The organism is Clostridium acetobutylicum ATCC 824 (assembly GCF_000008765.1).
Classification (GTDB): Bacteria; Bacillota; Clostridia; order Clostridiales; family Clostridiaceae; genus Clostridium_S; species Clostridium_S acetobutylicum.
The window spans coordinates 3,263,318-3,285,301 of the sequence record NC_003030.1 but is presented as its reverse complement, the minus strand read 5'-3'; the positions used below and the strand labels follow the sequence as shown (position 1 = coordinate 3,285,301).

The 21,984-nt window shown below is 34.5% G+C and carries 26 protein-coding genes and 1 other annotated feature; all 26 genes read left to right on the top strand.

Going from position 1 to position 21,984, the window contains the following annotated elements:
- Nucleotides 1–28: 28 nt before the first annotated feature.
- The 26 genes from rplK (at nucleotide 29) to CA_RS16025 (ending at nucleotide 21,960) form a co-directional block, all read left to right on the top strand.
- On the top strand, nucleotides 29–454 hold the full coding sequence (rplK, locus tag CA_RS16155) for a 50S ribosomal protein L11 (RefSeq protein ID WP_010966425.1): 426 nt from the start codon (nucleotides 29–31) through the stop codon (nucleotides 452–454).
- A gap of 52 nt (nucleotides 455–506) precedes the next feature.
- Complete coding sequence (gene rplA / locus CA_RS16150; protein ID WP_010966424.1) at nucleotides 507–1,196, top strand: 50S ribosomal protein L1; 690 nt, start codon at nucleotides 507–509, stop codon at nucleotides 1,194–1,196.
- Between the two features lie 18 nt (nucleotides 1,197–1,214).
- Nucleotides 1,215–1,346 (top strand) — a sequence feature (ribosomal protein L10 leader region).
- Nucleotides 1,347–1,381: 35 nt separating this feature from the next.
- On the top strand, nucleotides 1,382–1,888 hold the full coding sequence (rplJ, locus tag CA_RS16145) for a 50S ribosomal protein L10 (RefSeq protein WP_010966423.1): 507 nt from the start codon (nucleotides 1,382–1,384) through the stop codon (nucleotides 1,886–1,888).
- 51 nt (nucleotides 1,889–1,939) lie between these two features.
- A complete protein-coding gene (gene rplL / locus CA_RS16140; protein WP_010966422.1) occupies nucleotides 1,940–2,311 on the top strand; it encodes a 50S ribosomal protein L7/L12 in 372 nt (123 codons plus the stop codon).
- A 424-nt stretch (nucleotides 2,312–2,735) separates the two neighbouring features.
- Nucleotides 2,736–6,461 (top strand): DNA-directed RNA polymerase subunit beta, encoded by a 3,726-nt coding sequence (gene rpoB, locus CA_RS16135; RefSeq protein WP_010966421.1) that lies wholly within the window; start codon nucleotides 2,736–2,738, stop codon nucleotides 6,459–6,461.
- 21 nt (nucleotides 6,462–6,482) lie between these two features.
- Nucleotides 6,483–10,031: a DNA-directed RNA polymerase subunit beta' gene (gene rpoC, locus CA_RS16130; protein WP_010966420.1), complete on the top strand. Its 3,549-nt coding sequence runs from the start codon at nucleotides 6,483–6,485 to the stop codon at nucleotides 10,029–10,031.
- Nucleotides 10,032–10,178: 147 nt separating this feature from the next.
- Entirely contained in the window at nucleotides 10,179–10,418 is a 240-nt protein-coding gene (locus CA_RS16125) for a ribosomal L7Ae/L30e/S12e/Gadd45 family protein (protein WP_010966419.1), read from the top strand.
- Between the two features lie 92 nt (nucleotides 10,419–10,510).
- Nucleotides 10,511–10,888 carry a 30S ribosomal protein S12 gene (rpsL, locus tag CA_RS16120; RefSeq protein ID WP_010966418.1) on the top strand — a complete coding sequence of 126 codons (378 nt, stop codon included), beginning with the start codon at nucleotides 10,511–10,513 and terminating at the stop codon, nucleotides 10,886–10,888.
- Nucleotides 10,889–11,073: 185 nt separating this feature from the next.
- Nucleotides 11,074–11,544, top strand: a complete 471-nt coding sequence (rpsG, locus tag CA_RS16115) for a 30S ribosomal protein S7 (RefSeq protein WP_010966417.1) — start codon at nucleotides 11,074–11,076, stop codon at nucleotides 11,542–11,544.
- 171 nt (nucleotides 11,545–11,715) lie between these two features.
- On the top strand, nucleotides 11,716–13,779 hold the full coding sequence (gene fusA, locus CA_RS16110) for an elongation factor G (protein ID WP_010966416.1): 2,064 nt from the start codon (nucleotides 11,716–11,718) through the stop codon (nucleotides 13,777–13,779).
- Between the two features lie 29 nt (nucleotides 13,780–13,808).
- Complete coding sequence (gene tuf / locus CA_RS16105) at nucleotides 13,809–15,002, top strand: elongation factor Tu (protein WP_010966415.1); 1,194 nt, start codon at nucleotides 13,809–13,811, stop codon at nucleotides 15,000–15,002.
- Nucleotides 15,003–15,310: 308 nt separating this feature from the next.
- Complete coding sequence (gene rpsJ / locus CA_RS16095) at nucleotides 15,311–15,619, top strand: 30S ribosomal protein S10 (protein ID WP_010966413.1); 309 nt, start codon at nucleotides 15,311–15,313, stop codon at nucleotides 15,617–15,619.
- Nucleotides 15,620–15,681: 62 nt separating this feature from the next.
- Entirely contained in the window at nucleotides 15,682–16,311 is a 630-nt protein-coding gene (gene rplC, locus CA_RS16090) for a 50S ribosomal protein L3 (RefSeq protein WP_010966412.1), read from the top strand.
- Between the two features lie 24 nt (nucleotides 16,312–16,335).
- Nucleotides 16,336–16,956 (top strand): 50S ribosomal protein L4, encoded by a 621-nt coding sequence (gene rplD / locus CA_RS16085; RefSeq protein WP_010966411.1) that lies wholly within the window; start codon nucleotides 16,336–16,338, stop codon nucleotides 16,954–16,956.
- Nucleotides 16,956–17,252 carry a 50S ribosomal protein L23 gene (gene rplW / locus CA_RS16080; protein ID WP_010966410.1) on the top strand — a complete coding sequence of 99 codons (297 nt, stop codon included), beginning with the start codon at nucleotides 16,956–16,958 and terminating at the stop codon, nucleotides 17,250–17,252. Before rplD ends, rplW begins: the two co-directional genes overlap by 1 nt.
- 53 nt (nucleotides 17,253–17,305) lie before the next feature.
- Nucleotides 17,306–18,139 (top strand): 50S ribosomal protein L2, encoded by an 834-nt coding sequence (gene rplB / locus CA_RS16075; protein WP_010966409.1) that lies wholly within the window; start codon nucleotides 17,306–17,308, stop codon nucleotides 18,137–18,139.
- A gap of 68 nt (nucleotides 18,140–18,207) precedes the next feature.
- The gene (gene rpsS, locus CA_RS16070) at nucleotides 18,208–18,489 is read left to right on the top strand and encodes a 30S ribosomal protein S19 (RefSeq protein ID WP_010966408.1); all 282 of its coding nucleotides are present in this window, start codon (nucleotides 18,208–18,210) and stop codon (nucleotides 18,487–18,489) included.
- Nucleotides 18,490–18,511: 22 nt separating this feature from the next.
- Nucleotides 18,512–18,847 carry a 50S ribosomal protein L22 gene (gene rplV / locus CA_RS16065; protein ID WP_010966407.1) on the top strand — a complete coding sequence of 112 codons (336 nt, stop codon included), beginning with the start codon at nucleotides 18,512–18,514 and terminating at the stop codon, nucleotides 18,845–18,847.
- 16 nt (nucleotides 18,848–18,863) lie between these two features.
- Complete coding sequence (gene rpsC, locus CA_RS16060) at nucleotides 18,864–19,532, top strand: 30S ribosomal protein S3 (protein ID WP_010966406.1); 669 nt, start codon at nucleotides 18,864–18,866, stop codon at nucleotides 19,530–19,532.
- A gap of 17 nt (nucleotides 19,533–19,549) precedes the next feature.
- Nucleotides 19,550–19,993 carry a 50S ribosomal protein L16 gene (gene rplP, locus CA_RS16055; RefSeq protein ID WP_010966405.1) on the top strand — a complete coding sequence of 148 codons (444 nt, stop codon included), beginning with the start codon at nucleotides 19,550–19,552 and terminating at the stop codon, nucleotides 19,991–19,993.
- Entirely contained in the window at nucleotides 19,983–20,186 is a 204-nt protein-coding gene (gene rpmC, locus CA_RS16050) for a 50S ribosomal protein L29 (protein ID WP_010966404.1), read from the top strand. Before rplP ends, rpmC begins: the two co-directional genes overlap by 11 nt.
- 22 nt (nucleotides 20,187–20,208) lie before the next feature.
- On the top strand, nucleotides 20,209–20,463 hold the full coding sequence (gene rpsQ / locus CA_RS16045; protein ID WP_010966403.1) for a 30S ribosomal protein S17: 255 nt from the start codon (nucleotides 20,209–20,211) through the stop codon (nucleotides 20,461–20,463).
- Nucleotides 20,464–20,488: 25 nt separating this feature from the next.
- The gene (gene rplN, locus CA_RS16040; RefSeq protein WP_010966402.1) at nucleotides 20,489–20,857 is read left to right on the top strand and encodes a 50S ribosomal protein L14; all 369 of its coding nucleotides are present in this window, start codon (nucleotides 20,489–20,491) and stop codon (nucleotides 20,855–20,857) included.
- Nucleotides 20,858–20,873: 16 nt separating this feature from the next.
- Nucleotides 20,874–21,194 (top strand): 50S ribosomal protein L24, encoded by a 321-nt coding sequence (gene rplX / locus CA_RS16035; RefSeq protein WP_010966401.1) that lies wholly within the window; start codon nucleotides 20,874–20,876, stop codon nucleotides 21,192–21,194.
- A gap of 22 nt (nucleotides 21,195–21,216) precedes the next feature.
- Entirely contained in the window at nucleotides 21,217–21,759 is a 543-nt protein-coding gene (gene rplE / locus CA_RS16030; RefSeq protein WP_010966400.1) for a 50S ribosomal protein L5, read from the top strand.
- Between the two features lie 15 nt (nucleotides 21,760–21,774).
- Nucleotides 21,775–21,960, top strand: a complete 186-nt coding sequence (locus CA_RS16025; RefSeq protein ID WP_010966399.1) for a type Z 30S ribosomal protein S14 — start codon at nucleotides 21,775–21,777, stop codon at nucleotides 21,958–21,960.
- Nucleotides 21,961–21,984 lie beyond the last annotated feature (24 nt).

Here is a 21,984-nt window from a genome sequence, read left to right as displayed (position 1 = left end):
GTAATACCTTATAGGAGGTGTAAGTTTCATGGCAAAGAAAGTAGTAGGTTTAATAAAACTACAATTACCTGCAGGAAAAGCAACTCCAGCACCACCAGTTGGTCCAGCATTAGGACAGCATGGTGTAAATATCATGGCATTCTGTAAAGAATACAATGCTAAAACTGCTAATCAAGCTGGATTTACTATTCCAGTTGTAATTACAGTTTATCAGGATAGATCTTTTAGTTTCATACTTAAGACTCCTCCTGCAGCAGTTTTGATAAAGAAAGCAGCTGGTATTGAAAGTGGTTCAGGCGTTCCTAACAAGAATAAAGTTGGTAAAATAACTAAAGAACAAGTTAAGGAAATTGCTCAAACTAAAATGCCAGATTTGAATGCAGCATCTTTAGAAGCTGCAATGAGCATGATAGCTGGAACAGCTAGAAGCATGGGTGTAGAAGTAGTAGATTAGTTTTTAAAATAGTGGGAGGTAAAACCGTTATTACCACAAAGGAGGATTAAAAATGGGCAAGAAGTATATCGAAAGTGCAAAATTAGTAGATAAAAACACTCTTTATGCTCCAGATGAAGCAGTAGATTTAGTTGTGAAAACATCTAAGGCTAAATTTGATGAGACAGTAGAACTTGCTGTAAGGCTTGGAGTAGATCCAAGACATGCAGATCAACAAGTAAGAGGTGTTGTTATTTTACCTAATGGAACTGGTAAAAAAGTAAGAGTTTTAGTTTTTGCTAAAGGCGATAAAGCTAAAGAAGCAGAAGCAGCAGGTGCTGATTATGTAGGAGCAGAAGAATTAGCAACAAAAATACAAAGTGAAAATTGGTTTGACTTTGATGTTGTTGTAGCTACTCCTGATATGATGGGTGTAGTAGGAAGATTAGGAAGAGTTCTTGGACCAAAAGGTTTAATGCCAAATCCTAAATCAGGTACTGTTACATTTGACGTAGCAAAAGCATTAACAGAAATCAAAGCTGGTAAAGTTGAATATAGAGTAGATAAAACTGCTATTGTTCACGTTCCAGTAGGAAAAAGTTCATTTGGTGCAGAAAAGTTAAAACAAAATTTCCATGCATTAATGGATGCAATAGTAAAAGCTAAACCAGCTTCAGCTAAAGGACAATATGTAAAATCAGTAGCTTTATCAAGCACAATGGGTCCTGGAATAAAGATAAATCCTGTTAAAGTGTTAGATTAGTTTCAATTTTATAGTATTATTAAATATGTAAATACTCCGTAGAAAGTAGGTGCGTGAGCGTAACGGATAACCAACCTACCGAGGATTCCAATATATATGAAAGTATATGGTCTCTTCGTACGTCTGCGGAGGGGCCTTTAGTTTATTATAAAGAGTCAGTTTTTACTGAGGAGGTGTTTATTGAAGTGGTAAATAAGAATAGACAATTAAAAGAACAAAAAGTAGCAGAGATAAAAGAAAAGATGGGAAAAACCGAAGCTATGATAATGGTTAAGTACCAAGGTTTAAATGTTGAGGAAGACACAGAGCTTAGAAAAGCTTTAAGAGAAGCTGGTGTTGAATATAGAGTATACAAAAATTCATTAGCAGTACGTGCAATAAATGAATTAGGATACGAAGGAATTGCTCAATATTTAGAAGGACCAATAGCTATAGCTATGAGTTATGATGACCCAACAGCTCCAGCAAGAATAATAAACGATTTTGCTAAAACTCATAAGGCATTAGAATTAGTTGCAGGATATGTTCAAGGAGAAGTATTTGACGTTAATAAAGTTAAAGAACTTGCTTCTGTTCCAGCAAAAGAAGTGCTTATTGCAAAATTACTTGGAAGTTTCAAAGCTCCTTTATCAAATTTCGCTTATCTTTTAAGTGCAATTAAAGATAAAAAGGAAGCAGAAGAACAAGCTTAATACAAATAAAAAATAATTAGAATGATAAAAAATTTTGGAGGTGCCATAAAAATGACAAGAGAAGAAATTATAGAAGCTATAAAAGGTATGTCAGTTTTAGAATTAAATGAATTAGTAAAAGCATGTGAGGAAGAGTTCGGTGTTAGCGCTGCAGCTCCAGTAGCAGTAGCAGGCGCAGCAGGTGCAGCAGGTGCAGCAGCTGGTGAAGAAAAAACTGAATTTGACGTTGTACTTGCAGAAGCAGGTGCTAAGAAATTACAAGTTATAAAAGTTGTTAGAGAATTAACTGGTCTTGGATTAAAAGACGCTAAAGCTTTAGTTGATGGAGCTCCTAAGACTATTAAAGAAGGCGTAGCTAAAGAAGAAGCTGAAAGCATGAAAGCTAAAATAGAAGAAGCAGGCGGAAAAGTAGAATTAAAATAAGATTTTACAGCAAGATATTTGTTAAAAGCACTCCTTTCGGGGTGCTTTTTTAGGACTTAATATACATGACGTAGAATCTTAATATAAAATCTATTTTTATATTATTATGATAAAAATAGTTGAAATATAAAGTTTTTATATAAATTATAGTTTCTGCGATATCTAAAAAAACTATATAGAGATGTTTTACTGTAAATAAATTAAAACATATAAAAATGGCTTGAAAAGGGTGTTGACAATTCAAATTATTTATGGTAAAATAACGAAATGCAATGGAATGTTTAATTATATAATAATATTAATTGTATTTTTATTAATTAAATGGTTATAATAAAGAAATAGTTGTTTAATGTACGCAATCCAAAAGTGTACTTTATTGTAGTGCATTTTTGGTTATTTTAGTTTATACAAGGGGTGAAGGCTAATGATACATCCTGTCCAAGTTGGTAAAAGAACTAGAATGAGTTTTTCTAAACTCGATGAAATTGGGGTAATGCCTAATCTTATTGAGGTACAGTTGGATTCATATCAGTGGTTTTTAGACAATGGGCTTCAAGAGATATTTGATGACATTAATCCAATTCAAGATTATACAGGAAATCTCATACTAGAATTTATTGGTTACAAGCTCGATATGGATAATATCAAATATTCCGTTGAGGAATGTAAAGAAAGAGACACCACTTATGCGGCACCACTTAAGGTTAAAGTAAGATTACTTAATAAAGAAACTGGTGAAGTAAAAGAACAAGAAGTATTTATGGGTGATTTTCCTTTAATGACAGAGCAGGGAACATTTATAATAAATGGTGCAGAAAGAGTTATTGTAAGTCAGCTTGTTAGATCACCAGGAGCTTACTACGATTATATAGTAGACAAAAATGGTAAGAAATTATTTTCAGCAACAGTAATCCCTAACAGGGGGGCGTGGTTAGAGTATGAAACTGATTCAAACAGCGTTATCCATGTTAGAATAGATAAGACAAGGAAGTTGCCAATTACTATACTTGTAAGGGCAATGGGATTTGGTTCTGATGCCGAAATAGTTAATTATTTTGGAGAAGAAGAAAGACTTAAGGCTACTATAGAGAAAGACAACACTAAAACTAGAGAAGAGGCTCTTCTTGAAATATATAAGAGACTTAGACCTGGTGAACCACCAACCGTTGATAGTGCATTTTCTCTTATAAATTCTTTGTTTTTTGATCCTAAAAGATATGACTTATCTAGGGTTGGAAGATACAAATTCAATAAGAAATTAGCAGTTAGCATAAGAATAGCTAATAAAACAGCTGCCAAGGATATTGTGAACCCTGAAACAGGTGAAATTATTGTAGAAAAAGGTCAAAGAATAAGTAAAGAAAAAGCGTTAGAAATTCAAAATTCAGGTATAAATTCAGTTGATATTTCAGTTGACGACAATATAATAAGAGTTATTGGTAATAATTTTGTTGATATAAAAAGTTACATAAAGTTTGACATAAGCGATTTAAATATTAGAGAGCTAGTATATTATCCTGTTCTCAAAGAAATTTTGGAGAACTATACAGATGAAGAAGCGATAAAAGAACAGCTTAAGAAGAATGTTCATAAGTTAGTTCCAAAACATATTATCAAAGATGATATGTTTGCAACAGTAAGCTATGAGTTAGGATTAGCTTACGGAATTGGTAATGTAGATGATATAGATCATCTTGGAAATAGAAGAGTTAGATCTGTTGGTGAATTGCTTCAAAATCAATTTAGAATTGGTCTTTCAAGAATGGAAAGAGTAGTTAAAGAGAGAATGACTATTCAAGATCAAGAAGTTATAACTCCACAAGCTCTTATAAACATAAGACCAGTGGCTGCATCAATTAAAGAGTTCTTTGGAAGTTCACAGCTTTCTCAGTTCATGGATCAGATTAATCCTCTATCAGAGCTTACACATAAGAGAAGATTGTCTGCGTTAGGACCTGGAGGACTTTCGAGAGAAAGAGCAGGATTTGAAGTAAGAGACGTTCATCACTCTCATTATGGAAGAATGTGCCCTATAGAGACACCAGAAGGACCTAATATAGGACTTATAAACTCACTTGCAACATATGCAAAGGTAAATGAGTATGGCTTTGTAGAAACTCCTTATAGAACTGTAGATAAGGAGCAAGGAAGAGTAACTGATGAAATTCATTATATTACAGCGGATGAAGAAGATCGTTGTTTAATAGCAAGAGCTAATGAAGCTTTAGATGAAAATGGATATTTTATAGATAAAAAGATAACTGTAAGAGCTCCAGATGAAGTTTTAGTTGTTCCTGCAAATGAAGTTGATTTAATGGATGTTTCAGCAAGGCAGATGGTATCTGTCGCAACTGCTATGATTCCTTTCCTTGAAAATGACGATGCCAGCCGTGCCCTTATGGGATCAAACATGCAACGTCAGGCTGTTCCACTTTTGAAACCTCAAGCGCCTGTAGTTGGTACTGGTATAGAGCATAAAGCAGCGGTAGATTCAGGAATTCTACCTAAGGCTAGAAATGCCGGAGTTGTTGAGTATGTAAGTGCAAATGAAGTAAGAGTAAGACGTGATAGTGATGGCGGAGTTGACACATACAGACTTCTTAAGTTTAAAAGATCAAACCAAGGTACGTGCATAAATCAAAGACCTATTGTAGAAAAGAATGAAAAGGTTGAGAAGGGAACTGTTTTAGCAGATGGACAGTCAACTGATTTAGGAGAGATTGCACTTGGTAGAAACATAAGAATGGGATTCATAACATGGGAAGGATACAACTACGAGGATGCTATGCTTATATCAGAGCAGCTTGTTCGTGATGATGTGTTTACTTCTATCCATATAGAAGAGTATGAAGCAGAAGCTAGAGATACAAAGCTAGGACCTGAGGAAATAACTAGAGATATACCAAACGTTGGTGAGGATGCTCTTAAGGATATTGACGAAAGAGGAATAATAAGAATAGGTGCTGAAGTTAGATCAGGTGACATACTTGTTGGAAAGGTTACACCAAAGGGTGAAACTGAACTTACAGCAGAAGAAAGACTTTTAAGAGCAATATTTGGTGAAAAAGCAAGGGAAGTAAGAGATACATCTCTTAGAGTTCCACATGGAGAAGCTGGAATAATAGTTGATGTAAAAATATTCACAAGGGAAAATGGTGATGAATTACCTCCTGGTGTAAATGAGCTTGTAAGATGTTATATTGCGCAGAAAAGAAAAATATCTGTCGGAGATAAAATGTCAGGAAGACATGGTAATAAGGGTGTTATTTCAAGAGTATTACCTGAAGAAGATATGCCTTTCTTACCAGACGGAAGACCTCTTCAAATATGTCTTAACCCACTTGGAGTTCCTTCTCGTATGAATATAGGTCAGGTTTTGGAAGTTCATCTTGGCTGGGCTGCTGCTAATCTAGGATGGCATATTGCTACACCAGTATTTGATGGAGCATTGGAGCCAGAGATAGTTGAATGCCTTAAGAGAGCAGGATATGCTGAAGACGGTAAGACTGTACTATATGATGGTAGAACCGGAGAGGCTTTTGATAATAGAGTTACAGTAGGGTATATGTATATACTTAAACTTGCCCATCTAGTTGATGATAAGATTCATGCTAGATCAACTGGTCCGTACTCGTTAGTAACACAACAGCCATTGGGTGGTAAAGCTCAATTTGGTGGTCAGAGATTTGGAGAAATGGAAGTTTGGGCACTTGAAGCTTATGGTGCTGCACATACACTCCAAGAAATACTTACAGTAAAATCTGATGATGTTGTTGGAAGAGTTAAAACATATGAGGCTATAGTTAAAGGTGAAAATATACCTGAACCAGGAATACCGGAAGCATTTAAGGTTCTTATTAAAGAGCTACAAGCATTATGCCTTGATGTTAAAGTGTTATCTGATAATAACAATGAAATAGAATTAAAAGAATCAATAGAAGATGAAACTGAAGATTTGGATGTTAATATAGAGGGTAATGAAGATTCTAAAGTGGAACCAATAAGGCCACAAGATGTTCAAGAAAATGTCAGCGGAGAAAATGTAGATGCTGGCTATGAAAATGAAGATGTAGATATCGATTATGAAGATTTAGATATAGATGATCTGAAAAATGGATTAGGGCTTGAAGATTTCAATGATGAACATTAATTATGAAGGGAGGACGTACCCTTGGAATTAAATAAATTTGATGCATTGCAAATAGGATTGGCTTCACCTGAAAAGATAAGAGAGTGGTCCAGAGGGGAAGTAAAAAAACCAGAAACTATAAACTATAGGACATTAAAACCTGAAAAAGACGGTCTGTTCTGTGAAAGAATATTTGGACCAATAAAGGATTGGGAATGTCACTGCGGAAAATATAAAAGAGTTAGATATAAGGGTATAGTTTGCGATCGATGTGGAGTAGAAGTAACTAAATCAAAGGTTAGACGTGAGAGAATGGGGCATATAGAACTGGCAGCCCCAGTATCTCATATATGGTACTTTAAAGGTATACCATCACGTATGGGACTTATACTTGATATGTCTCCAAGAGCTTTGGAGAAAGTATTGTATTTTGCATCTTATCTTGTTTTAGATCCTAAAGAAACTCCTTTACTTAAAAAGCAGCTTTTAAATGAGAAAGAGTATAGAGAAGCAGCTGATAAGTATGGCGAAGAATCATTTGAAGCTGGAATGGGTGCAGAGTCAATTAAGAAGTTACTTCAAGAAATAGACTTGAATCAATTATCAGAAGAACTTAAGGAAAACTTGAAAACAAGTACAGGACAAAAAAAGGTAAGAATTATAAGAAGACTTGAAGTAGTTGAGTCATTCAGAAAATCCACTAATAAGCCAGAGTGGATGATAATGGATGTAATACCTGTAATACCTCCTGACTTAAGACCTATGGTTCAATTGGATGGTGGAAGATTTGCTACTTCTGATTTAAATGATTTATATAGAAGAGTTATAAATAGAAATAATAGATTGAAAAAATTATTAGATCTTGGAGCACCAGATATAATAGTAAGAAATGAAAAAAGAATGCTTCAAGAAGCTGTTGATGCTCTTATAGATAATGGTAGAAGAGGAAGACCTGTAACAGGACCTGGAAATAGACCATTAAAATCATTATCTGACATGCTTAAGGGTAAGCAAGGAAGGTTTAGACAAAACTTACTTGGAAAACGTGTTGACTATTCAGGACGTTCTGTTATAGTTGTTGGACCAGATTTAAAAATGTATCAGTGTGGACTTCCAAAAGAGATGGCACTTGAATTATTTAAGCCTTTTGTAATGAAAAAACTTGTTGAAACAGGAGCTGCACATAATATAAAGAGTGCAAAGAGAATGGTTGAAAGAGTTCAGAATCAAGTGTGGGATGTACTTGAAGAAGTTATTTCTGATCATCCAGTAATGTTAAACCGTGCCCCTACACTACATAGACTTGGAATTCAAGCATTCCAACCTATATTAGTAGAAGGAAGGGCAATAAAACTTCATCCACTTGCATGTACAGCATATAACGCAGATTTTGATGGAGACCAGATGGCTGTTCACGTACCGCTATCGGTTGAAGCTCAAGCAGAGTCAAGATTTCTTATGCTTGCAGCACATAATATATTAAAGCCTTCAGATGGTAAGCCAGTTTGCGTACCTACTCAGGATATGGTACTTGGATCATACTACCTTACAATAGATAAGGATGGAGTTAAGGGTGAAGGAAAAGCCTTTACTAATGTTGATGAAGCACTAATGGCATATCAACTTGGAGAGATTGATATACATGCTAAAATAAAAGTAAGATTAGAAAAAGAAATAGATGGAAAAATGGTAAGTGGAATAATAGAAACTACCATTGGAAAACTTATTTTCAACGAATCTATACCTCAAGATTTAGGATTTATAGATAGAAGTATTGCCGGAAATGAATTACTTCTTGAAATCAACTTCCTTGTTGGTAAGAAGAATTTAGGTGGAATAATAGATAAATGCTATAGAAAGCATGGACCTACTAAAACTAGTATTATGCTTGATAAGATAAAAGCAAAAGGATATCATTATTCAACAATAAGTGCTATAACAGTTTCAACTTCTGATATGACTGTACCACCTAATAAAGGAGAGCTCATGTCTGAGGCAGAAACAGCAGTTGAAAAAATAGAAAAGATGTATAGAAGAGGATTCATATCCGATGATGAAAGATATGAAAGAGTAATATCCACATGGACTAAAACAACTGAAAAAGTTGCAGATGCCCTTATGGATAATCTTGACAGATTTAATCCTATCTTCATGATGGCTGATTCTGGAGCCAGAGGTTCAAAGAGTCAGATTAAACAGCTTGCTGGAATGAGAGGACTTATGGCAAATCCTTCTGGTAAGATAATAGAGCTTCCTATAAAAGCTTCCTTCAGAGAAGGTCTCGACGTATTAGAGTACTTTATCTCAACACATGGAGCTAGAAAAGGTAATGCGGATACTGCTCTTAAAACAGCCGATTCAGGATACCTTACAAGAAGACTTGTTGATGTAAGCCAAGACGTTATAGTAAGAAATGAAGATTGTGGAGCAACAGAGGGTTTTGAAGTTTCTGAAATAAAAGAAGGAAACGAAGTAATTGAAAGCTTATCTGAAAGATTAATAGGAAGATATACATCAGAAGATATAATAGATCCTACAAGTAAAGAAGTTCTTGTAAAGCAAAATGAATATATAGATGAAGATAAGGCTATAAGAATAGAAAAAGTTGGAGTTAAGAAAGTAAAAATAAGATCTGTATTTACATGTAATTGTAAATATGGAGTTTGCGCAAAATGTTATGGAATGGATATGGCAACTGCTGAAAAGATAAGCATGGGAGAAGCGGTTGGTATAGTAGCAGCACAGTCAATTGGAGAGCCTGGTACACAGCTTACAATGAGAACATTCCATACAGGTGGAGTTGCAGGATCAGATATAACTCAAGGTCTTCCAAGAGTTGAGGAATTGTTTGAGGCAAGAAAACCTAAGGGACTTGCAATTGTAAGTGAAGTATCTGGTACAGTAAGAATAGAAGAGACTAAGAAAAAGAGAATAGTATTTATAGCTACTGAAAGTGGAGAAGAAGTAAGTTATGATATACCATTTGGTTCTAGTCTAAAAGTTAAAAATGGTGAGACTATAGGTGCTGGAGATGAAATCACAGAGGGTTCTGTAAATCCTCATGATATTATCAGAATAAAGGGAGTAAATGCTGTTAAAAATTACTTGCTTTCTGAGGTTCAGAAGGTGTATAGACTACAGGGTGTTGATATAAACGATAAGCATCTTGAAGTTGTAATTAGGCAGATGACGAGAAAAGTTAAAGTAGAGGACTCAGGTGATACTGAATTACTTCCAGGAACTATGATTGATATATTTGATTTTAGGGATGAAAACAAAAAAGTAGAAGAGAATGGTGGAAGACCTGCTCAAGCCAGAGTATCATTGCTTGGTATAACAAAAGCAGCACTAGCTACTGATTCGTTCTTATCAGCAGCATCATTCCAAGAAACTACAAGAGTTTTAACAGATGCAGCAATAAAAGGAAAATCAGATCCTCTTGTTGGATTAAAGGAAAATGTAACTATAGGAAAGCTAATTCCAGCAGGAACAGGAATGAATAGATACAAGAACATAGAAATAGATCCATTGGTTACTGAAACAAACGCTGATGATGAAAATTTTATAGCAGAAGATAAAATTGAAGGTTAAAGAGCATTTTATTGACATAGCAATTCATAGATGCTAAAATAGAAACTGCGTGTAGTTTTCAGAATGAACAATAATTAATATTGTAATATATTGTAGAGGTAAGCTATTACTTTGCCTCTACAATTAAATATTAAGGAGGATCAGTTTATGGTAAACAGGTTGCCGAAGAATAAAGTAGTAGGCATGAAACAGTCTCTTAAAGCTATAAATGAGAAAAAAGCTCAAATGGTTTATATAGCTAAAGATGCAGAAAGTGAGTTGTTTCAAACTGTTGAAAAATTGGCAAATGAACATTCTCTACAAATAGTATATGTAGATACTATGAAGGAATTAGGCAAATTATGTAATATTGATGTTGAAGCTTCAACTGCTGTAGTTTTGAAGTAATGTTGTGCTGAAATTACATATTTGTGTAAATTAATGTGCTATTAAGTAAAATTTTTAATAGATTGATATGATTATAAACAGGAGGTGAAAACATGCCAACAATAAGTCAATTAGTAAGAAAAGGCAGAAAGACATTAGCAGCAAAGTCAACTGCACCAGCATTAAAAGAGTGTCCTCAAAAGAGAGGAGTATGTACAGTCGTAAAGACAACAACTCCTAAAAAGCCTAACTCAGCATTAAGAAAAATAGCCAGAGTTAGATTAACAAATGGATATGAAGTAACTGCTTATATCCCAGGAGTAGGTCATAACCTTCAAGAACATAGTGTTGTCCTCATAAGAGGAGGAAGAGTTAAGGATTTACCAGGTGTTAGATACCATATTGTAAGAGGAACTTTGGATGCAGCAGGTGTTGCTGATAGAAAACAAGCTAGGTCTAAATACGGTGCTAAAAAGCCAAAGCAAAAATAGTTATCGTATTTAGTAGTGCTATGTCTTCGGCATTTATATAGATATATTGAGTATTATTTATTCATCTAAATTGAGTTTATATGCTTTATTAGAATAGCTATAAAATTTGCAGGAGCAAAGCACTTTGCGGTTTTATAACCGAGTACCTATGAACTTAAATTAAAATTGTTAAGGAGGGAAGAAAAGTGCCAAGAAAAGGACATATAGCTAAAAGAGATGTATTACCAGATCCATTATACAACAGTAAGGTTGTTACAAAATTAATAAACAACATAATGGAAGATGGAAAAAAAGGTGTAGCACAAAAAATTTGCTACAACGCTTTTGAGTATTTAAAAGAAAAAACTGGCAAAGAACCTATGGAAGTATTTGAAGCTGCAATGAATAATGTAATGCCTTTGCTTGAGGTAAAAGCAAGAAGAATCGGAGGAGCTACTTATCAGGTACCAATAGAAGTAAGACCTGAAAGAAGACAGACTCTTGGAATAAGATGGATGCTTGCAGCAGCAGATAAAAGAGGCGAAAAATATATGCACTTAAAGTTAGCTGGAGAATTATTAGATGCTTCAAATAACACAGGTGCTGCAGTTAAGAAAAGAGAAGATACTCATAAAATGGCAGAAGCTAATAAAGCATTTGCACATTATAGATACTAATAAAAACTTATGTTTTTAAGTTGAAGTTTATTACACTTTAACTGATAATTATCATTATTTTTAATGATAGTGACTAATAAAGTTTTTATATACTTTATGAAACTGTTTTGGTTTTCTTAACCAAAGCAGTTTTGTCAGATTTAGTTTGTTTAATGAGAGGAGGAAAAAATAGTGGCTAGAAAATATCCTTTGGAAAAATTTCGTAACATAGGAATAATGGCACACATTGATGCCGGAAAGACCACAACTACAGAGCGTATATTATTTTATACAGGAAAGACTCATAAAATTGGTGAAGTTCATGAAGGTGCAGCTACAATGGACTGGATGGTTCAAGAACAAGAAAGAGGTATAACAATAACCTCTGCAGCAACAACTTGTTATTGGAAGGATCATGAAATTAATATAATTGATACACCAGGACACGTAGATTTCACAGTTGAGGTTGAGAGATCTCTTAGAGTTCTTGATGGAGCAGTTGCTGTATTTGATGCAAAGGGTGGTGTTGAACCACAATCTGAAACCGTATGGAGACAGGCGGAAAAATATAACGTTCCAAGAATGGCGTATATAAATAAGATGGATATCTTAGGTGCTGACTTCTATAGATCAGTTCAAATGATGAGAGATAGACTTAGTGCAAATGCAGTACCTATACAAATACCTATAGGTAAAGAAGATAATTTCCTTGGTCTAATTGATTTAATAAGAAATGAAGCAATAGTATATACAGATGATTTAGGAACTACTATGGAAGAACAAGAAATTCCTGCAGATATGAAGGAATTAGCTGAAAAATATAGATCTGAAATGATTGAAGCTATTGTTGAATTAGACGAAGAATTAATGAATAAGTACTTAGAGGGAGAAGAAATCTCCGTAGAAGAAATTAACGCAGCATTAAGAAAAGGTGTTATTGCGAATGAAATAGTTCCAGTAACATGCGGATCTTCATATAAGAATAAAGGTGTTCAGCAGATGCTTGATGCTGTTGTTGAATATTTACCATCACCATTAGATATACCTCCAGTTAAAGGAGTAGATGAAGATGGAAATGATGATGAAAGAAAAGCTGATGATAGTGAGCCTTTAGCTGCATTAGCATTCAAAATTGCAACAGATCCATTTGTTGGTAAGCTTGCGTTTACTAGAGTTTACTCTGGTGTTATGAAAGCTGGAAGCTACGTTTTAAATTCAACAAAAGGAAAGAAAGAGAGAATTGGAAGACTTGTAAAAATGCACTCTAACCACAGACAAGAAGTTGAAGAACTTGAAGCTGGAGAATTAGGTGCTATAGTTGGTTTGAAATTAACAACTACAGGTGATACTCTTAGTTCCGAAGACAATCCAATTATTCTTGAAAAAATGGAATTCCCTGATCCAGTTATAGAGGTTGCTATTGAGCCAAAAACTAAAGCTAGTCAGGAAAAAATGGGTATAGCACTTGCTAAACTTGCAGAAGAAGATCCAACATTTAAAACTTATACTAATCAAGAAACTGGTCAGACAATTATAGCAGGTATGGGAGAATTGCATCTTGAAATAATTGTTGACAGACTTCAAAGAGAATTTAAAGTTGAATGTAATGTTGGTAAGCCTCAGGTTGCTTATAAAGAAACTATAAGAAAACCGGTTAAGGCAGAAGGTAAGTTCGTAAGACAGTCAGGAGGTCGTGGACAGTACGGTCACGCTGTTATTGAAATGACTCCAACTGAAGGCGAATACGAATTTGAAAATGCTATAGTTGGTGGAGCTGTACCAAAAGAATATATACAGCCTATTGATAATGGTATACAAGAAGCATCTTTAAGTGGTATCATAGCAGGATATCCTACAGTTAATTTTAAAGTTAGGTTAGTTGATGGTTCTTACCATGATGTCGATTCCTCAGAAATGGCATTTAAAATAGCTGGTTCTATGGCATTTAAAAATGCTATGACTAAAGCTGATCCAGTTATATTAGAGCCAATAATGAAAGTTGAAGTAACAGTTCCAGAAGAGTACATGGGAGATATAATGGGAGATGTTAATTCAAGAAGAGGAAGAATTGAAGGAATGGAGCAGAGAGCAGGAGCAGAAGTTATAAGAGCATTTGTTCCACTTTCAGAGATGTTTGGTTATGCAACTTCACTTAGATCAAGAACTCAAGGTAGAGGAGTATTTACTATGCAGTTCGATCATAATGAAGAAGTACCTAAAAATATCCAAGAAAAAATAATTGGAGAAAAAAAATAGAATATATATATTGTTAGGAGGAAATAAAAATGGCAAAGGAAAAATTTGAAAGAACGAAACCACATGTAAACATAGGAACAATAGGACACGTAGATCACGGTAAAACAACATTAACAGCAGCAATAACAACAATATTAGCAAAAGAAGGAAAAGCAAAAGCATTCAATTACGAAGAGATTGATAAAGCACCAGAGGAAAAAGAAAGAGGAATAACAATCAACACAGCACACGTTGAGTATGAAACAGAGAATAGACACTATGCTCACGTTGACTGCCCAGGACATGCTGACTATGTAAAGAACATGATTACAGGAGCAGCGCAAATGGATGGAGCAATCCTAGTAGTAAGTGCAGCAGATGGTCCAATGCCACAAACAAGAGAGCACATACTATTGGCATCAAGAGTTGGTGTTGAATATATAGTAGTATTCTTAAATAAAGCAGACCAAGTAGATGATCCAGAATTAATCGACTTAGTAGAAATGGAAGTAAGAGAGTTATTAAACGAATATGGATTCCCAGGCGATGATACACCAATCGTAGTAGGAAGTGCGTTAAAAGCATTACAGAATCCAGATGATGCAGAAGCAATAAAACCAATAAAAGACTTAATGGCAGAAGTAGATGCATACATCCCAACACCAGAAAGACCAACAGATAAAGCATTCTTAATGCCAATCGAAGATGTCTTCACAATAACAGGAAGAGGAACAGTTGCAACAGGAAGAGTTGAAACTGGAACATTAAAAGTTGGAGACGAAGTAGAAATCGTTGGAATGAAAGATGAAATAACAAAAGTAGTAGTAACAGGCGTAGAAATGTTCAGAAAAATACTTGATAGTGCATTAGCAGGAGATAACATCGGAGCATTATTAAGAGGAGTACAGAGAGAAGACATCGAAAGAGGTCAGGTATTAGCAAAACCAGGTTCAATAACTCCACATAATAAATTCGTAGGTCAAGTATACGTATTAAAGAAAGAAGAAGGCGGAAGACATACACCATTCTTCAATGGATATAGACCACAATTCTATTTCAGAACAACAGACGTAACAGGATCAATCCAGTTACCAGATGGAGTAGAAATGGTAATGCCAGGAGACCACATAGATATGACAGTTGAATTAATAACAAAAGTAGCAATGGGAGACAACTTAAGATTCGCTATCAGAGAAGGCGGAAGAACAGTTGGATCAGGAGTTGTTACTAGTATAATAGAGTAATAAATGACAGTAAAAATAGGGAGAGGACGCTCTTCCTATTTTTTATATTAATTTAACAATAAGTTATTGCAAAAACATTAAATCAGGTGTATAATATAAGAGTTGTTATGTGAAAATGGCGATGAAGCAAGAGGTAGCCGGACTTACGGGGAATTCTTGCCGAGTATGTCACGGTCTTGAACCGGGCGACGGTTATTCCGTAATTTTATGTCATGTGTGTACATATATGAAACACCAGGTACAGTTTACAGAATGCCCGTTGTTGTACGTATTAAGTTTAGACGTGCGATGAAAAGGAGGGAAATGAATTGGCAAAGCAAAAAATAAGAATAAGATTAAAAGCTTTTGATCATACAATATTAGATCAATCAGCTGAAAAAATTGTTGAAACTGCAAAAACAACAGGAGCTAAAGTAGCAGGTCCAGTACCTCTACCAACAGAAAAGGATGTTGTAACAATACTTAGATCCCCACATAAATATAAGGATTCTAGAGAGCAGTTTGAAATCAGAACTCATAAAAGACTTATAGATATAATAAGTCCATCACCAAAAACTGTTGATGCTTTAATGAGATTAGATTTACCAGCTGGCGTTGATATTGAAATAAAACTTTAATATTTAGTTATAAACGGTTATGATTGCTAAGCAATCCGCTAATACGTTTAGGAGGTGCGATGATGAAAAAAGGTATACTAGGAAAAAAACTTGGTATGACACAAATATTTAATGAAGAAGGAAAAGTTGTTCCTGTAACAGTTATAGAAGCAGGTCCATGTGTAGTAATTCAGAAGAAAACTTCAGAAAAAGAAGGATATGATGCTATACAGGTTGGATTCGGAACTATAAGGGAAAAACTTGTTAATAAGCCTTTAAAAGGACACTTTGCAAAAGGAAATGTTGAACTAAAAAGATTTGTAAAAGAATTCAGATTAGAAGATACAAGCAGCTATGAAGTTGGTGCTGAAATAAAGGCTGATATATTTGCGGCAGGAGAAAAAGTTGATGTATCAGGAGTTTCAAAAGGTAAGGGATTCCAAGGTACAATAAGAAGATGGGGAGCACATAGAGGACCTATGTCTCACGGATCAAAATTCCATAGAGCAGTTGGTTCAATGGGAGGATCATCAGATCCATCAAGAACTTTTAAAAGCAAAAAAATGCCAGGACATATGGGCCATGTAAACACAACAGTATTAAATGTTGAAGTTGCAAAGGTTATTCCTGAAAAGAACCTTATATTAATAAAGGGCGGAGTTCCTGGACCAAACAAATCATTTGTAGTTATAAAAAATTCAGTTAAAGCTTAGTTTTTTAGGAAAGGAGGATGCAGAATGCCTACAGTAGAAGTATTCAATAAAGAAGGTAAGAAAGTTGAAGACATCGAATTGTCTGAAAAAGTTTTTGGAGCTAAAATTAGCGAAAGTGCACTTCACCAAGTAGTAGTTGCACAGCTTGCAAATAAAAGACAAGGAACACAAAGTGCTAAAACTAGAACAGAAGTTTCTGGAGGTGGAATAAAACCTTGGAGACAAAAAGGAACTGGTAGAGCAAGACAGGGTTCAATAAGAGCACCACAATGGATTCATGGTGGAGTTGTATTTGCACCAAAGCCTAGAGATTACAGAATCTCAATTCCAAAATCAATGAGAAGAACTGCAATGCTATCAGCTCTTACAAGTAAGGTTAATGATAAAGAAATGATCGTACTTGATGAATTAAAGATAGATGCACCAAAAACTAAAGAAATAGTTAAAATGCTTAATGCATTTGAAGCAAAGAAAGCACTTATAGTTGTTGCTGAATCTGATCAAAATGTATACAAATCAGTTAGAAATATACAAGGTGCTGCAGTAATACCAGCTAATAACTTAAATGTCTATGACATATTGAAATATGATAAGTTCATAGTAACTAAGGAAGCTGTATCAAAGATTGAGGAGGTGTATGCATAATGTATACAAATAGCCATGATATAATTAGAAAACCTGTTATAACTGAAAAAAGTATGGCTGAAATGGCAGATAAAAAATACACCTTTATAGTAGATCCACATGCAAACAAAGTACAAATTAAAAAAGCAATCGAAGAAGTTTTTGGAGTGAAAGTTGAGAAGGTAAATACTTCAAACATACTCGGAAAAACAAAGAGAGTTGGAGTGCATGTTGGTAAAAGAGCGGATTACAAAAAAGCTATAGTTAAATTAACTGAAGATAGCAAAGCAATCGAGTTCTTTGAAGGAATGCAATAAAAAAGCAGTTATTGGTATAATGCCAGAAAAGCTGAAAAAAAGGAGGAATATAAATGGCAGTTAGAGGCTTTAAGCCTACTTCTCCTGCAAGAAGACAGATGACAGTATCTACATTTGAAGAAATAACTACTGATGTACCGGAAAAATCACTGTTAGTTTCTTTAAATAACAAAGCAGGAAGAAATAATAATGGTAAGATAACAGTTCGTCATAGAGGTGGCGGAAACAGAAACAAGTACAGGTTAATAGATTTCAAAAGAAATAAAGATGGAGTTCCAGCTAAGGTTACTACAATAGAGTATGATCCAAATAGATCAGCTTATATAGCTTTAGTAGTATATGCTGACGGAGAAAAGAGATACATAATTGCTCCTACTAAATTATCAGTTGGGGATACTGTTGTATCAGGTCCAGATGCAGATATAAAAATTGGTAATGCACTTCCAATAAAAAATATACCTGTTGGTACAGTAATTCATAATGTAGAATTAGCAGCAGGAAAGGGTGCACAATTAGTAAGAGCGGCTGGTTCATCAGCACAGCTTATGGCTAAAGAAGGAAACTATGCACAGTTAAGACTTCCAAGTGGAGAAATGAGATATGTTAGAATTGAATGCAGAGCTACAATTGGTACTGTATCAAATTTAACACATGACATTGTTAACATCGGTAAGGCTGGAAGAAAGAGACATATGGGAATAAGACCTACAGTAAGAGGTTCTGTCATGAACCCTAATGACCATCCACACGGTGGTGGAGAAGGTAAATCACCAGTTGGTCGTCCAGGTCCAGTTACACCATGGGGTAAACCAGCATTGGGTTACAAGACTAGAAAAAATAAGAAGTATTCTGACAAACTTATTGTTAAGAGAAGAAATGATAAGTAGTTTTGAAGAGAATATTAAGTTCTCTTCCTACTATTATTTATATAGGTTTATGAAGGGAGGCCAACAAAGTGAGTAGATCAATAAAAAAGGGACCTTTTGTAAAAGAATCTTTACTCAACAAAATAGTTGAAATGAATAAGGCTGGAGATAAGAAAGTTGTAAAAACTTGGTCCAGAAGTTCAACTATTTTCCCAGAAATGATAGGTCATACTATAGCTGTTCATGATGGAAGAAAACATGTTCCTGTTTATATAAGTGAAGATATGGTAGGACACAAACTAGGAGAATTTGTTCTTACAAGAACATTCAGAGGTCACGGAAATACAGAAAAGACAACATCAGTTAAGTAGTAAGTGAAAGGAGGCAGTTTTTATGGAGGCTAAAGCTATAGCTAAATACGTTAGAATGTCCCCAATGAAAGTTAAAATCGTTCTTGATTTAATAAGAGGAAAAAATGTAAATGAAGCTTTTGCTATATTACAATATACACCTAAAGATGCTGCAGTTGTTATAAACAAAGTGCTAAAATCTGCAGTAGCAAATGCTGAAAATAATTTTAATTTAGATGGAAACAGATTATATGTTTCAGAAGCATATGCAGGTCAGGGACCTACATTGAAAAGATTTCAACCTCATGCACAGGGTAGAGCATTCAGTATAAAGAAAAGATCAAGTCACATAACAGTGATTGTAAAAGAAAGAGATTAAGAAGGAGGGAAATATATTGGGTCAGAAAGTTAATCCGCACGGTTTAAGAGTCGGCGTTATTAAAGAGTGGAACGCAAAATGGTATGCAAATAGTAAAAACTTTTCGTCATATCTAGTACAGGATAACAAGATAAGAAAATTTGTTAAAAATAAACTTTCAAGTGCTGGAGTTTCTAGAATTGAAATAGAAAGAGCAGCAAAAAGAGTTAAGCTTAATATACACACTGCTAAACCTGGAATGGTTATAGGTAAAGGTGGTCAAGGAATAGAAGCTTTAAAGAAAGATTTAGTTAATTTTGTTGACAAAGAAAATGTTCTTATCAACATAGTAGAAGTTAAAAATAGTGATGCAAATGCACAGCTTATGGCTGAAAATATAGCACAACAACTTGAAAGAAGAATATCTTTCAGAAGAGCTATGAAACAAACAATACAGCGAGCTATGAGAACAGGAGCTAAAGGAGTCAAAACTGCTTGTGCTGGAAGACTTGCTGGAGCTGAAATAGCAAGAACTGAACAGTATCATGAAGGTACAATTCCACTTCAAACATTAAGAGCTGATATTGATTATGGATTTGCAGAAGCCGATACTACTTATGGAAAAATAGGAGTAAAAGTATGGGTTTATAATGGTGAAATTCTTCCCACTAAAAAAATTGAAAAAAAGGAAGAAGCTAACGCATAAGGGAGGAGGAATACGTTATGTTAATGCCTAAAAGAGTTAAACATCGTAAGGTTCAGCGTGGTAGAATGAAAGGTAAGGCTACAAGAGGTAACTTTATCGCATATGGTGATTTTGCAATTCAAGCTACTGAGTGTGCTTGGATAACAAGTAACCAAATAGAAGCTGCCAGAATAGCTATAAATAGATACGTTAAAAGGGGAGGAAAACTTTGGATAAAGATTTTCCCTGATAAACCAGTAACTCAAAAACCAGCTGAAACCCGTATGGGATCTGGTAAGGGTTCTCCAGAATATTGGGTAGCAGTAGTTAAACCAGGAAGAGTATTGTTTGAAATGTCTGATGTTACCGAAGAGCAAGCAAGAGAAGCATTTAGACTTGCATCACATAAACTTCCTATAAAAACTAAGTTCGTAACTAGGAAGGACTTTGAAGAAATGGGTGGTGAAGCAAATGAAGGCTAAAGAACTAAGAGAAAAAGCACCTGAAGAATTAAATTTACAATTAAATGATTTAAAGACAGAATTATTTACTTTGAGATTTCAGTTGGCTACTGGTCAGCTAGAAAATCCTATGAGAATAAAGGAAGTTAAAAAATCAATAGCCCAAATTAAAACCATCCTTAGAGAAGAAGAATTAAAGGCGTGTGAGGATTAATAGTTGAAAGGAGGCTTATATTTTGGAAAGAGGAAACAGAAAGACAAGAATTGGTAGAGTTGTATCCGATAAAATGGATAAAACAATAGTTGTTGCAGTAGAGACAAAAGTTCGTCATCCTTTATACGGAAAAACTGTAAATAAGACAACTAAATTTAAAGCTCATGATGAGAAAAATGAAGCTAAACTTAATGATAGAGTACAAATAATGGAAACAAGGCCATTGTCTAAAGATAAAAGATGGAGACTTGTAGAAATAGTTGAAAAGGCTAAATAATTTGTCCAGAAAGGAGGATATTTAGATGATACAAGCACAAACAATGTTAAAGGTTGCAGATAATTCTGGAGCTAAGGAAATAATGTGTGTTAGAGTATTAGGTGGTTCCAAGAGAAAATGGGGAAACATTGGTGATATAATAGTTGCTAGCGTTAAAAGTGCAACACCAGGTGGTGTTGTTAAAAAGGGTGAAGTTGTTAAGGCAGTTGTAGTAAGATCCGCAAAGGGTTTAAGAAGAGCTGACGGTTCATATATAAAATTTGACGAGAATGCAGCAGTTTTAATAAAAGACGATAAACAGCCAAGAGGAACTCGTATTTTTGGACCGGTTGCCAGGGAGTTAAGAGATAAAGATTTTAACAAAATATTATCATTAGCACCTGAAGTTCTATAATAGGGAGGTGGCTTTAATGGCAAATAAAATTCATGTGAGAAAACAGGATTCGGTTGTTGTTATATCTGGTAAAGATAGAGGAAAAATTGGAGAAGTATTAGCAGTTAATCCTAAAAAGGGAACTGTTTTAATTAAAGATGTTAACGTAGTAGTTAAACATCAAAAAGCTAACAAAGAGAATATGCAGGGCGGCTTAATTAAAAAAGAAGCTCCAATAAATAGTGCAAAAGTAATGTTATACTGCACAAAGTGCAAGACTGCTACAAGAATAAGTAAAAAAGTACTTGATGACGGAACAAAAGTTAGAGTATGCAAAAAGTGTGGAGAAACATTTTAAATTCTGAAAGGAGGTACACTTAATGGTTCCAAGACTTAAAGAAAAATACGAAAAAGAAGTTATTCCAGCTTTAATGGAAAAATTTCAATATAAAAATATAATGGAAGTTCCAAAGCTTGAAAAGATTGTTATAAACATGGGCGTTGGAGAAGCTAAGGAAAATCAGAAAGTTTTAGAATCAGCTGTTGCTGATATGCAATTAATTTCAGGTCAAAAGCCTATATTAACAAGAGCAAAAAAATCAGTAGCTAATTTTAAAATAAGAGAGAATATGCCTATAGGTTGCAAGGTTACATTAAGAAAGAATAAAATGTTTGAATTTGCAGACAAATTAATGAATGTAGCTTTACCTAGAGTTAGAGATTTCAGAGGAGTATCAAGTAAATCTTTTGATGGAAGAGGAAACTACGCATTAGGAATAAAAGAGCAATTAATATTCCCAGAAGTAGAGTATGATAAGATAGATAAAGTTAGAGGTATGGATGTAATCTTTGTTACAAACGCGAAGACAGATGAAGAAGCAAGAGAATTGTTAAGATTCCTTGGTATGCCATTTGCTCAATAATAAGGAGGGAAAAATATGGCACGTAAAGCTTTGATAGAAAAGTGGAAAAAAGAACCTAAGTATTCAACAAGAGCTTATACAAGATGCAAAATATGCGGAAGACCACATAGTGTGCTAAAAAAATATGGAATTTGCCGTATTTGTTTTAGAGAACTTGCATATAAAGGTGAAATACCTGGATGCAGAAAAGCAAGCTGGTAGTTGAATTATTGATTGAAAGGAGGC

Coding starts and splice junctions, on each gene's coding strand:
- CA_RS16025 (WP_010966399.1), top strand. CDS start 21,775: ATGGCACGTAAAGCTTTGATAGAAAAGTGGAAAAAAGAACCTAAGTAT.
- rplW (WP_010966410.1), top strand. CDS start 16,956: ATGTATACAAATAGCCATGATATAATTAGAAAACCTGTTATAACTGAA.
- rpmC (WP_010966404.1), top strand. CDS start 19,983: ATGAAGGCTAAAGAACTAAGAGAAAAAGCACCTGAAGAATTAAATTTA.
- CA_RS16125 (WP_010966419.1), top strand. CDS start 10,179: ATGGTAAACAGGTTGCCGAAGAATAAAGTAGTAGGCATGAAACAGTCT.
- rplD (WP_010966411.1), top strand. CDS start 16,336: ATGCCTACAGTAGAAGTATTCAATAAAGAAGGTAAGAAAGTTGAAGAC.
- rplK (WP_010966425.1), top strand. CDS start 29: ATGGCAAAGAAAGTAGTAGGTTTAATAAAACTACAATTACCTGCAGGA.
- rplV (WP_010966407.1), top strand. CDS start 18,512: ATGGAGGCTAAAGCTATAGCTAAATACGTTAGAATGTCCCCAATGAAA.
- rplB (WP_010966409.1), top strand. CDS start 17,306: ATGGCAGTTAGAGGCTTTAAGCCTACTTCTCCTGCAAGAAGACAGATG.
- rplA (WP_010966424.1), top strand. CDS start 507: ATGGGCAAGAAGTATATCGAAAGTGCAAAATTAGTAGATAAAAACACT.
- rpsL (WP_010966418.1), top strand. CDS start 10,511: ATGCCAACAATAAGTCAATTAGTAAGAAAAGGCAGAAAGACATTAGCA.
- rplP (WP_010966405.1), top strand. CDS start 19,550: ATGTTAATGCCTAAAAGAGTTAAACATCGTAAGGTTCAGCGTGGTAGA.
- rplX (WP_010966401.1), top strand. CDS start 20,874: ATGGCAAATAAAATTCATGTGAGAAAACAGGATTCGGTTGTTGTTATA.
- rpoB (WP_010966421.1), top strand. CDS start 2,736: ATGATACATCCTGTCCAAGTTGGTAAAAGAACTAGAATGAGTTTTTCT.
- rplL (WP_010966422.1), top strand. CDS start 1,940: ATGACAAGAGAAGAAATTATAGAAGCTATAAAAGGTATGTCAGTTTTA.
- rplE (WP_010966400.1), top strand. CDS start 21,217: ATGGTTCCAAGACTTAAAGAAAAATACGAAAAAGAAGTTATTCCAGCT.
- rplN (WP_010966402.1), top strand. CDS start 20,489: ATGATACAAGCACAAACAATGTTAAAGGTTGCAGATAATTCTGGAGCT.
- rplC (WP_010966412.1), top strand. CDS start 15,682: ATGAAAAAAGGTATACTAGGAAAAAAACTTGGTATGACACAAATATTT.
- tuf (WP_010966415.1), top strand. CDS start 13,809: ATGGCAAAGGAAAAATTTGAAAGAACGAAACCACATGTAAACATAGGA.